10 protein-coding genes and 3 pseudogenes are annotated in these 10,878 nt (G+C 65.6%); 5 read left to right on the forward strand and 8 right to left on the reverse strand.

The features are described 5' to 3' along the window. The 3 genes and pseudogenes from GJ630_RS18355 to fer form a co-directional block, all read left to right on the forward strand. Positions 1-282 (forward strand): IMP cyclohydrolase (locus GJ630_RS18355; RefSeq protein ID WP_305794219.1); only part of this gene is annotated, 282 nt, incomplete at its 5' end. 76 nt (positions 283-358) lie between these two features. Continuing rightward, positions 359-1,056: pseudogene (locus GJ630_RS18360) on the forward strand (metallophosphoesterase family protein). 90 nt (positions 1,057-1,146) lie between these two features. Beyond that, positions 1,147-1,815 carry a ferredoxin Fer gene (gene fer, locus GJ630_RS20435; RefSeq protein ID WP_050037264.1) on the forward strand — a complete coding sequence of 223 codons (669 nt, stop codon included), beginning with the start codon at positions 1,147-1,149 and terminating at the stop codon, positions 1,813-1,815. Positions 1,816-1,829: 14 nt separating this feature from the next. Here the strand turns inward: fer and GJ630_RS18370 are convergent, their stop codons facing one another. Beyond that, positions 1,830-3,005: an aspartate kinase gene (locus tag GJ630_RS18370; RefSeq protein WP_014041676.1), complete on the reverse strand. Its 1,176-nt coding sequence runs from the start codon at positions 3,003-3,005 to the stop codon at positions 1,830-1,832. 201 nt (positions 3,006-3,206) lie between these two features. Between GJ630_RS18370 and GJ630_RS18375 the strand changes: the two genes are divergently transcribed. Then, the gene (locus GJ630_RS18375) at positions 3,207-3,605 is read left to right on the forward strand and encodes a hypothetical protein (protein WP_064288557.1); all 399 of its coding nucleotides are present in this window, start codon (positions 3,207-3,209) and stop codon (positions 3,603-3,605) included. Positions 3,606-3,611: 6 nt separating this feature from the next. Here the strand turns inward: GJ630_RS18375 and GJ630_RS18380 are convergent, their stop codons facing one another. From GJ630_RS18380 to GJ630_RS18395, 4 genes are all read right to left on the reverse strand, one after another. Beyond that, positions 3,612-4,586: a YndJ family protein gene (locus GJ630_RS18380; RefSeq protein WP_191450638.1), complete on the reverse strand. Its 975-nt coding sequence runs from the start codon at positions 4,584-4,586 to the stop codon at positions 3,612-3,614. Further along, positions 4,583-5,257: a DUF4166 domain-containing protein gene (locus tag GJ630_RS18385; protein ID WP_371727913.1), complete on the reverse strand. Its 675-nt coding sequence runs from the start codon at positions 5,255-5,257 to the stop codon at positions 4,583-4,585. The genes GJ630_RS18380 and GJ630_RS18385 overlap by 4 nt, the downstream gene beginning before the upstream one ends. A 232-nt stretch (positions 5,258-5,489) precedes the next feature. After that, positions 5,490-6,881, reverse strand: coding sequence for a threonine synthase (gene thrC / locus GJ630_RS18390; protein ID WP_191450639.1), 1,392 nt, complete (start codon positions 6,879-6,881; stop codon positions 5,490-5,492). 65 nt (positions 6,882-6,946) lie between these two features. Continuing rightward, positions 6,947-7,336, reverse strand: a complete 390-nt coding sequence (locus GJ630_RS18395; protein ID WP_004959860.1) for a helix-turn-helix domain-containing protein — start codon at positions 7,334-7,336, stop codon at positions 6,947-6,949. A gap of 443 nt (positions 7,337-7,779) precedes the next feature. On the opposite strand from GJ630_RS18395, the gene GJ630_RS18400 reads away from it, so the two are divergent. Then, the gene (locus tag GJ630_RS18400) at positions 7,780-8,889 is read left to right on the forward strand and encodes an orotate phosphoribosyltransferase (RefSeq protein ID WP_252718861.1); all 1,110 of its coding nucleotides are present in this window, start codon (positions 7,780-7,782) and stop codon (positions 8,887-8,889) included. Here the strand turns inward: GJ630_RS18400 and argF are convergent. From argF to GJ630_RS20230, 3 genes and pseudogenes are all read right to left on the reverse strand, one after another. Further along, on the reverse strand, positions 8,783-9,679 hold the full coding sequence (gene argF, locus GJ630_RS18405; RefSeq protein WP_014041683.1) for an ornithine carbamoyltransferase: 897 nt from the start codon (positions 9,677-9,679) through the stop codon (positions 8,783-8,785). The genes GJ630_RS18400 and argF overlap by 107 nt on opposite strands. Position 9,680: 1 nt before the next feature. Continuing rightward, positions 9,681-10,743, reverse strand: a pseudogene (locus tag GJ630_RS18410) ([LysW]-lysine hydrolase). Continuing rightward, positions 10,740-10,878 (reverse strand): annotated as a pseudogene (locus GJ630_RS20230) (aspartate aminotransferase family protein); the annotation flags it as partial. The pseudogenes GJ630_RS18410 and GJ630_RS20230, both read right to left, overlap by 4 nt.

The raw sequence follows: 10,878 nt of genomic DNA on the forward strand, positions 1-10,878 counted from the left end.
ATCGTCGGCGTCGACGGGGCGGACCCGACGACCAACGCCGACGGGCCGGGGGCGGTCATCGGGACCGTCCGCCGGGACGCGCTGCTGGTCGAGGAAGTCACCGAGCCGACGCTGGTGGCGACCTACGAGGAGGACAGTCCGACGGCGTTCGACCTGGCCGCGACCGACGCCAGCGAGGTGGCCCGCGAGGTGTACGACCACGAGTACGAGCACGCCGTCTGTTCGGCCGGCGTCGCGGGGTCGGCTGGCGAGTTCGACGTGGCAGTGTACAACGGGGAGTGAGCAGATGGCCACGCAGCGGACACAGATACTGAGCCAGGACCGACACTCAAGACCCCACAGGGGGTAGACACTAGCAATGGAACTCGGCATACTCTCTGATATCCACGGCAATCGGGTGGCGCTAGCGGCGGTGCTTGCGGATATGCCGCCGGTTGACGGGCTGGTCTGTGCGGGCGACGTGGTCGGCTACAACCCTGGCACGCCGACTGTGTCGACGCGATGCGGGGGCACACCGATGGGCTCCCAGCGGACGTTCCCTGGCCGACCGAAGAAGTCCCGACGGTGATGGGCAACCACGACAGGGCGGTCGCCGCCGAGACGCCGTTCGCGTTCAACGGGATGGCCCAGGCCGGCGTCGAACACGCCACGGAGCAGTTATCCGACGAGCAGATCGAGTGGCTGGCGGCGCTGCCCGACGAGCGCCGCGTGTGTGACGGCCGGGTAAAACTCGTCCACGGCCACCCGGACGACCCGGACCACTATACGTTCCCCGAGGAATTCGGCCCGGACCTGCTGGGCGACGAGGACGTACTCGTGATGGGGCACACACACCATCAGCACCACGAGGTGTACGAGGACGGCATCGTGACGAACCCCGGCAGCGTAGGCCAGCCCCGCGACAAGGACCACCGGGCAGCCTACGCCGTGCTCGACCTCGCGGACCTGACTGTCGAGGAGCACCGCGTGGCCTACGACACGAGCGAGGTCATCGACGCGGTTACCGACGCTGACCTGCCGCGGCAAATCGGCTTCCGGTTGACGCAGGGCCGGTAGCCACAGGGAGTGGACGTCGCCTGTCGCCGGCAGCCTGCAGAAACTGCAGCGGGAGGAGGGAATTTATGTCCGTGACCGCTACCGTGTGGTGTGGAGTCCCCATTCGAGGTCCTCGGAATTCCGCCGGACGCGGACGACGGGGAGATCGTCGATGCGTACCGCGAGCGGGTGAAGGAAGCCCACCCGGACCAGGGCGGCTCGACGGAGGAGTTCCAGGCGGTCAAAGACGCCTACGAGCGACTGCAGAACGGCTACGAGCCCGGGGACCCGCTACCGGACGAGTCACCGACGGGCGAACCCGGGTCCGAGACTGAGCAAGCCCCGCCGGAACCGGACGACCCGCTGGTGGAGTTTCTCAACTTCGAGGTGCTGGAGGACCACGGCTGGGCGCTCGAAGACGAGGATCTGTTCGAGAAAGCCGCCGACGCGAACTTGCGGTCGTCTGATTTCGGGCGGTTCTACGTCGATCCGAACGACACGTTGCTGGAAGCGGCCGAGAAGAACGGCTTTGCGTGGCCCTTTGCTTGCCGCGGCGGCGCGTGTACGAACTGCGCCGTCGCAGTCGTCGAAGGCGAGATGCCGTCGCCGGCGAGCCACATTCTCCCGCCGGACCTCACCGAAAAGGGGATTCGGCTCTCGTGTATCGCCGCACCGGTGTCTGACGACGCGAAAATCGTCTACAACCTGAAACACCTGCCCGAAGTCAGCGAACTCCTGCTGCCCGCGAGCCGGTTCGAGCAGGCCTCCTCAACCGACTAACAAGTACCCAGCGATCAGAATACGTCCTGCACGAGCGAGAGGGCCTGTTCGCGGTCCTCCCACGGGACGAACACGGAGACCGACGTCGCGGACGTAATCACGTCGTAGAGGTGGATGTGCGCGTCGGCCAGCGGTTCGACGACCTGATGGGCGAGCGCCGACTGGCTCGGATCGCCGCCGGTGACACGGATGACGGCGATATCGTCCTCGACGGTGACCGACGAGAGCGTCTCGTCGTCGACGATACGGGCGTGCAGCAGCGCCTCGGCTTCCTCGGCGTCGTCTTCGTCGACGTAGAACGTCAGCGAGTCCATCCCCGAGGAGTTGGCCTCGATATTTATCTCCTCGTCGGCGATAGCGCCTGACAGGTCCGCGAGGATGCCCGGGCTGTTCCGGATAGCGCGGCCGGCAACGGTGACGCAGGCGATTGGCTGTTCCTGCAGGTCGATGAGGTTCTGGAACTCGCCCTCGATGGACGTGCCACCGGAGAGCAGGTCGCCGTGCTGGTAGTGGACGACGCGAACGCCGAGGTCGTCGCTCTTGTATGATAGCGCCGACGGCGCGACCACCTCGGCCCCGCGGAAGGACAGCGAACGGAGTTCGTCGACGGATATTTTGCCGACGTTCCGTGCGCCTTCGACGACACGCGGGTCCCCGGTCATGACACCCTCGACGTCGGTGACGATGACGACTTCGTCGGCGTCCATGTAGTCGCCCATCATCACGGCGCTCGTGTCGGAGCCGCCGCGGCCGAGCGTCGTCACGTTGCCCTGATAATCTTCGGCGAGGAAGCCGGTGATGACCGGGACGACGTCCTTGAGCTGGCCGGCCAGCGCGTGGGCACGCTTCTGTGTCTCCTCGACGTCGACCTCGCCATACTCGTCGGTGATGATCGGCCAGTCCTCGCTGCCGGGTTCGAGGAAGACGGCCTCGATACCGCGGGCGGCGAGTGCGCCCTTGAGCATCCGAACGGAGGTCCGTTCGCCCATCGAGACGATTTCGGCGCGGTCCGCGGAGTCGGCGTCGTAGTTGATCTCGTCGAGCAGTTCGTCGGTCGTGTTGCCCATCGCCGAGGCGACGACCGCGACCTCGTGGCCCTGCTGGACGGCCGCAGCAATCGAGTCAGCGGCCCGGTTGATGCGGTCGCCGCTGCCGAGGCTCGTCCCACCGAACTTGGCGACTACGCGCATGCTACCACCGTGTCCATGTGTACGTGAGTCATTGCCCTCGCGTTATCCGTCGCTCGGGATAACTGTGTCCATCTGTTTCCACACCGCACTGTCGGCAGGACCCGACAGAGTCCGTCGCGTGACGACCTACTGCTACGGAAGCGAACGCGACCCGAAGCGTCCGACACACCGTTTATTTGCGTGGGGTTCCCACACATATGCATGGATATCCGCGACGCTATCGAGGACGACGCCGAGCGACTGGCCACCCTCGCTGACGGGCCGCCGGACGTGATGCAGAACCTCGTTCACGACCGCACCGTCCGCGTGGCCGAAGAGGACGACGACATCGTGGGGTTCGTGAGCTTCGACGCCGAGCGTGGGACCGTCCACGTAACGCAACTGGCCGGGTCGAGCGACGCCTGCGAAGTACTCCTGACCGACCCTATCGAGTTCGCGCGCCGGGAACACATGTCCGTGGAGCTACTGCTGCCGGAAGACGAATCAGAAGTCCGGGCCGCCGTCGAGGCGGTTGGGTTCACCTCGACCGGAAACGGCCCCCGGTTCGACGGACAGGAGACGACGCGCTACCGGTTAGAGCCGGAGCGAGCGGAGCACTGACCGGCGTCACTGGACCGAGAGCCGCCACCCGAGCGTCGCACACAGCCCGAACCCGAAGGCGTTGAGCGAGCCGTGGAGCGCGACCATCGTCGAAATCGTCAGACCCAGCGAGCGGCCGGTGAACGTCGACACCCCGTAGCCGAGCGCAAGCGCCATCGAGATCGGGAGCGCCACGGCCGAAATGCCGAGCAAGAGCCCCTGCAGTTGGGGACAGGTGGGGACGACGCGACGCAGGACCACGACGCCGAAGGCCGCGACGGCGACGGTGAAGAGACTCACTGCGACGACCTCCACCAGCGGCGAGAAGGCGATGCCGACCGCGATGAGTGCCGGGCCGACGAGGATGACACCCGCAACGGTTCGGAATCCCCGCGAGCGGTCACCGAGGTGTCGGCCGGTCAGTCCCGCCGCGACCGGGAGGACGAACCCGGCGTAGTGGAAATGGACCGCCGTCAGCCGAATGATGACGCGGTCGAACCAGAACGTCAGGTCGAGATGGGCCAGCAGGAGCGCGACCGCGCCAACTGAGACGTAGGCGAAGCCGGCGTCGATAGCCGTCTCCGGGAGCGTCAGGCCGCTTCGAACCCGGATCCGTGCGAGCGCGGCGAGTCCGAGGAGGCCGGTGACCGCAAGCCACGGCGTTGCGAGCGCGGCGGCCAGCAGTGCTGGTGACGGAACGACCAGCGATACCGCAAACAGGAGTGCACCGACCGGCTGGAGCCAGATGGCTGTGGTCGTGAGCCGACTGACAGGTGCCTCGAACGCTCCGGTCACCGCCGTGCGGAGGGCGAGCGGGACCAGCACAAGCGGCGCGAGGGCGAGCGCCCGTTCGATAGCGGCCAGTTCGCCTGTGACCGTCATCGCCAGCCAGACCACCGCACCAAGCACCGCGCTCAGGTCCGCCACGGCGATGCCCCGGATAGACGGCTTGGCGACACTGCCGAGTGCTGGCTGCCGGGACCCGCCGGCGCGGTCGCTCATCGCGGCGGGAGCCGGTCGAGCCCGCGGACGATGCGTAGCTCGTCGGGCGTCCCGTCGCTGGCAGTCTGGTCCTGCGTGAACGTCCCGCGGTAGCCGAGCATGTGGCCCACGAGGTCGTTCTCGACAGTCGCGGTGACGTGGTAGCGTTCGTCGGTCTCGTCGTAGCGGTCGCGCACCTCAACGTCGGCAGCAAGTGGGCCCGGCAGCGGGACGTACCGATTACCCAGCCGAGCCCACTGCCGGCCGCCGGCCACGACCAGCACGCCGTCCTCGACCCGCGGGTGGAGTTCGCTGGCGATTCGTCCGTGGGTCCCCAGAAAGTCCAGCAGTCGCTCGGCCTCGGCGTCCCAGACGGTCAGGGAGTCGAACAGGCGAGTGGTGCCGCCGAAGTCGAACGCGCGGCGGGTCGTCATCGCCTCGTCACCGCCCTCGGTCGTGTAGGCCACCGTCGTCACCGAGAACGGCACGTCCTCGCCGGCTTCAGGGAACAGCATGTTCTGGGTCGTCATCGCGTACAGCGCCGGGAGAACCAGCGTTCCACGGGTGATGTCCATCTCACCGCGACCGACACAGACCGTCCCGTCGTCCGGGGCGAGGCTGTACCGGTCGCGGACTTTGGGATGGAGGTCGACCGCGGCCTCACCCAGCGCCCGCTCGTAGACGCCCGTCACAGTTCGTCCCGGGCCGCTATTGCGGTCAGCGTCGGCGGCCGTTCGGCGGCGATTCTCGGCCGGAGCGATTGCGCTGGGACACGCAGTACATCCATTGGCTCGGTGTTCCCGAACCAGATAGATATGTCTGCTGGGTAGAAACAGCAAGATACCGTCTGCAGGAGCCAACACAGCCAGTGTTCTACCGGATAGCTGAGAACAGCCCCGCTGTTTGCGGCCCCGGCCGCCGACGTTACTTCTTCGAGAGGAGTTTCCGGTAGAGGTACGCGACGCCGAGGCCGCCGGCGACCAGCGCCGGGACCAGCGGCGCGTCGGCGGCCTTCGACACCTGTCGGCGAACCGTATCAGTGACTGACGACGGTTCTTCGATGAGGTCCAGTACGGCCTCGGTACTGTTAGCGACCGGTTCCGGCTCGTTCCCGGCTTCGGCGGCCGCCTCGGGGTCTTTGAGCAGGTGGCCCGTAGTCAGGCAGACGACCGACTCGTCGCTGTCGACCTCGCCCTCGCGGCGGAGCTTCCGGAGGCCAGCGACGGAGGCCGCAGAGGCCGGTTCGACGCCGACGCCTTCCCCGGCGATGTCGCGCTGCGCTTCGGTAATTTCCTCGTCAGAGACGGCGACAGCGGTGCCGCCGGTCTCCCGGATGCCCGGCAGCGCCTTCGGCGCGTTGACCGGGTTGCCGATGCGGATGGCGGTCGCGCGGGTTTCCACGTCCTCCCAGCGGCGGGTGTCCTCGTATCCGTTCTCGATGGCCTCAACCATCGGGGCGGCACCTTCGGCCTGGACGCCGGTGAGCTTGGGCACCTGGTTCTCGGTGATTGCGCCAGCCTTGACGAGTTCGCGGAAGCACTTGTACAGCGCCGCGGTGTTGCCGGCGTTGCCGACCGGCAGGACGATGCGGTCCGGGTACTCGCCGTTGTCAGCGTAGAACTCCTCCATAATTTCCAGCCCGATGGTCTTCTGGCCCTCCAGACGGAAGGGGTTCAGCGAGTTCAGGAGGTAGGCCTCGCCGCGGGCGGCGAGGTCCTGCACGATGTCGAGACACTGGTCGAAGTTACCGTCAACTTCGAGGATACGGGCGCGGTGGAGGCTCGCCTGTGCGATTTTGCCGGCCGCGACCTTCCCGGCGGGCAGAAGGACGAGCGTCTCCATGCCGCCGCGAGCACCATAGGCCGCAAGCGCAGCGGAGGTGTTCCCCGTCGAGGCACAGGCCAGTCGGTCGACGCCGACCTCCTGAGCAACCCGGACACCGACAGTCATGCCGCGGTCCTTGAACGAACCGGTGGGGTTCATTCCCTCGTGTTTCACGCGGAGCGCGTCTACGCCGATGTCGTCTTTCAGGCGCGGCATCTCGTGCAGCGGCGTGTCACCCTCGGGGAGCGTGACACCCTCTTCGAAGGGCAGGGCAGCGTTGTACCGCCAGACCCCCGAGCCATCGAACTCGTCGAAGGTCGGCAGGTCGTCGTAGCGGACTTCAAGCAGGCCGTCACAGTCGTCGCAGGTGTAGCGAATCTCGTCGAAGGGAGCGAACGTCTCACCACACTCGATGCAGGCCAGCCAGACGCCGTCATCGGCAACCGGCGGCACGTCGTCGGTGAGTTGCAGGTCAGCCATTGTCGGGACCATGCTCCCAGTGGGCAAAAGTCGGACGGTTGTCGGCTATACTGCCAGCGTTCACGGCGCGGCAGCTATCACTCGCTGGGCCTGGCGTCGAACTCGTCGATACGGTGATGAACCGCGACAGTCCACTCGTCGAGGGTCTCGTGCATCAGTTCGCGGGCCTCCGACAGCGGTGTCGCGGTGTACTGGTACACATGGCCGCCGCCGTCGAGCAACCGCCGTTTCCGCGTCGCGAGCCCCTTCTCGCGAAGCGTCGATAGCGACCGGTTGACGTTCGAGCGATCCCGACCGAGTTCGTCAGCGAGTTCTTCGACAGTGCTTGCAGGTGTTTCGAGCAATGTCTGATACGTCCGTACTTCGTGTTCCTGAACGCCGAAAACACAGGCCATCACGTCCGAGAGGTTCGGTTCGTCGTCGACCATCAGCTCGTGGAACTGGTCCGGAGAGGGGTTGACAGACATACCGGTCTGTATTATGCCAACCCGGATAAACTGGGTCGTTACCTCAACCTCACCGCGACGGAGTCTTGACTGTCCGCTTCTATCCGGTTCCGAGCTGTCGGCAGCGGCTCGGGAAACAGGCCCCTGTGAACAGTTGACGAATATATAGGGATAGTTACTGTTTCAGCTAGAGGGACCAGCTAGCAGGATTCCAATAGTAACTAGTACTGTGTGAAACAATGCCGAATACATCGAAAAGGGTGCTGTTTCGGGTGGAGATTGTCCTCATACGAACCAGAGCTGCCACAGATCACCTATATCCGCATAAGAATGTCTCGTCGGAGTACATATCAAAAGCATTAATACTCACTGGCTAATGTCACTTTAAAAAGAAGTAAGCGCATTTCTCCTCGTGGTGTCCGAGCTACGACGAGGATGCTAATACTTCCCGATCCCAGAAACCAATGAACTACAGGAGTTTCGACCACCTCAGTGCTGATACGCAGGAGTGGATCGTCGATCTACCAGACGACCTGGATCTGATCGTCGGAATACCCAGAAGCGGGATGCTAGTGTCAAACTTACTTTCGCTGCATCTCAATCTCCCGATGACGGATATCGACGGGTTGCGGGAGGGCAGACTCCTACAGACGGGGGAACGGTACGACGGTGAGTTCGACCTCTCGGAGTTCTCGACGATACTGGTCGTCGACGACACCGTCTACACCGGGAGCGAAATGACCGATGCGCAGTCGACCATTGACGGGTTTGATCTGTCCGCGGACGTGTACTACGGCGCTGTGTACGTGGACGAGGGGTCCGAGCGGTTCGTCGATACCTACGCCCAGACCCTGCCGTTCCCGAGAGTATTCGAGTGGAACATGATGCACCACGACTTCCTCGTGGACTCCTGTGTCGACCTTGACGGCATCCTCTGTCGTGACCCGACGCCCGAAGAGAACGACGACGGGCCGAAATACCGGGAGTTTATCTCGACTGTCGACCCGATCTGTGTTCCCTCGGTGGAAATCGGGCAGATCGTCACCTGCCGACTGGAGAAGTATCGCAGCGAGACCGCCGCCTGGCTCGACGAGCACGGAATCGAGTACGACGAGCTGGTGATGATGCAGTACCCGGACAAGGCTACGCGGGTCGCCGCGGGCAACCACGGCGAGTACAAGGCCGAGGTGTACGGGTCTTCGGACGCCAAGCTGTTCATCGAGAGCTCACACTCCCAGGCCCGAACGATCGCTATGCAGACGAACAAACCCGTCTACAGCAAGGAGCAAAACCGGATGCTCCAGCAAGGGTATCTGACCCGCGTCGCCAGAAACGGCCGGATGTCCATCGAGGCCGTCAAATCCGACCCGCTCAGGTACGTCGATCAGCTCAGGTCAGATCCAGTTACTTCGTCAAGCGGGCCTCGTCGGTGTTTCTCTAGGCCACGTTTTCCCGTTCGGGACGGGTCTACGCCTGCTCAGACAGCCACACCAACAACCCCTTCTGAGCGTGCAGGCGGTTCTCTGCCTGCGCCCAGACGATGGCGTTGTCCGACTCGATGGCGTCGTCGGTGACCTCCTCGCCGCGGTGGGCGGGCAGGCAGTGCATGAACGGCCGATCTTCGAGCAGGTCCGTCGTGATCTGGAAGCCCTCGAAGTCTTCGAGTTTCTGGCCGCGCTGGTCCTCCTGGCCCATGCTGACCCACACGTCGGAGTACACCACGTCGGCGTCGGCGACGGCGGCCTCGGGGTCGTGGGTCGTCTCGGGCGCGTTGCCGAAGGCGGCGGCGCGGTCGGCCACGTCATCGGAGATGCCGTAGCCCTCCGGGGTGGCGACAGTGAGGTCCAGTCCGACCATCGCCGCGCCGATGACGAAGGACTGGCAAACGTTGTTGCCGTCGCCGACCCACGCGACGGAGACGTCCTCGAAGTCGCCGAACCGCTCGCGGATGGTCAGCAGGTCGGCGAGCGTCTGGCAGGGGTGGGCGTCGTCGGTCAGCCCGTTGATGACCGGGACCTCGGCGTATTCGGCCAGCTCCTCGGCGTCCGCGTGGTCGAACACGCGGGCCATGATGAAATCGACGTAGCGCCCGAGCGCGCGGGCGGTGTCCTTGACCGGTTCGCCGTGGCCCAGGTGGATGTCGTCGGGACCGAGGAACACGGCGTGGCCGCCCAGTTGCGTCATCCCCGTCTCGAAGGAGACCCGGGTCCGGGTCGACGGCTTCTCGAATATCATGCCGAGCGTCTGCTGGTCCAGCAGGTCGCTCGGACTCCCCTCGCCGTGATCGGCCTTGATGGCCGCGGCGCGGTCGAGGACGGTCGCCAGTTCGTCGGTCGTGAGGTCGTCGACGTCGAGTATGTCCATGTCAGTCCTCCAGCAGGCGTTCGGTCGCGGTTTCCAGCACCGCGACGGAGCGGTCGTATTCGTCGAGCGGGAGGTGCTCGTTCGGTGCGTGATCGAGGTCGGAGTCGCCAGGCCCGTAGGTCACCATCGGACAGTCCCACGCCTTCGCGTAGACGTTCATGTCGCTGGTGCCGGTCTTGCGAAGCAGCGTGGGCTCGCCGCCCTGCTTCCTGATCGCGGCCCGGAACGCCCGGGCGGCGCTGGTCCGGGGGCTCTGCATCACCGGCTCGACCTTGTCGTCCCAGTTGACCGTGCCGTTCTCCAGGAATCCGTCGGCAATCTCCCGGATCTCGTCGGTGCTGTACTCCGGCGGAACCCGCAGTTGGACGTCCATCGTCGCTTCGACGCTCAGCCCGTCGCTGGACGTGCCGCCCTTGAAGTCGACGGGCTTGCAGGTGACGCGTTCGAAGACGGGGTGCCACTCGTCGGTCTCGAACTCGTCGTCGACCGCCGACCACCAGTCGATGGCGTCCTGAATGGCGTTGTTCTCCGGGCGCGAGGAGTGGCCGGACTCGCTGGTGGCGACGTACGTTCCGGCCAGCAGGCCGCGGTAGCCGAGCGTGATGCCCTCCCAGCCGGAGGGTTCGCCGTTGATGACGGCATCGGGTGCCGTCTCGCGGTCCTCAACCAGATGGCGGGCACCCTTCGAGTCGACTTCCTCGCCGACGACGCCGACGAAGGAGGCTCCGGTGCGGACGGCCGTGACGGCCATCGCACACAGCGGCCCCTTCGCGTCGACGCTGCCGCGGCCCCACAGCACGTCGCCCTCGTCGGTCTCCTCGACACGGACCGGGATGTCACCCGGGACGGTGTCGATGTGGGACGTGAGCAGGACGCCGTCGTCTGCAGGCGCGCGGACGTTGCCGACCTCGTCGATCCACACCTCGCGGTCGTGGGCCTCGAAGAACTCGGCCAGGCGCTCGGCCGCCGCCGCCTCCTCGGGGGTGACGGAGGGCGTGCGGACGATGGCTTCGAGCAGGGTCGCGGGCCTCGGTGTCGGCCTCGCGGGTCGCGGTCTCGCTCATCCCAGCACCTCCGTCATCGCCTCGACGACGGCGTCGGCGTGGTCCTCGTCGATGGTCAACGGCGGAAGCAGGCGGACGACCGTGCGGCCGGCCGGCAGCGCGAGCACTTGGTGGTTCAGCGCGAGTTCCTTCAGG

Source organism: Haloarcula sp. CBA1122, from assembly GCF_009741785.1.
GTDB classification, from domain to species: Archaea; Halobacteriota; Halobacteria; order Halobacteriales; family Haloarculaceae; genus Haloarcula; species Haloarcula hispanica.

What these genes read in the sequence shown, in the direction of transcription:
- GJ630_RS18370 (WP_014041676.1), bottom strand. Translation starts at nt 3,005, where the DNA reads ATGCGCGTAGTCGCCAAGTTCGGTGGGACGAGCCTCGGCAGCGGCGAC.
- GJ630_RS18375 (WP_064288557.1), top strand. Translation starts at nt 3,207, where the DNA reads ATGGATATCCGCGACGCTATCGAGGACGACGCCGAGCGACTGGCCACC.
- GJ630_RS18380 (WP_191450638.1), bottom strand. Translation starts at nt 4,586, where the DNA reads ATGAGCGACCGCGCCGGCGGGTCCCGGCAGCCAGCACTCGGCAGTGTC.
- thrC (WP_191450639.1), bottom strand. Translation starts at nt 6,881, where the DNA reads ATGGTCCCGACAATGGCTGACCTGCAACTCACCGACGACGTGCCGCCG.
- GJ630_RS18395 (WP_004959860.1), bottom strand. Translation starts at nt 7,336, where the DNA reads ATGTCTGTCAACCCCTCTCCGGACCAGTTCCACGAGCTGATGGTCGAC.
- GJ630_RS18400 (WP_252718861.1), top strand. Translation starts at nt 7,780, where the DNA reads ATGAACTACAGGAGTTTCGACCACCTCAGTGCTGATACGCAGGAGTGG.
- argF (WP_014041683.1), bottom strand. Translation starts at nt 9,679, where the DNA reads ATGGACATACTCGACGTCGACGACCTCACGACCGACGAACTGGCGACC.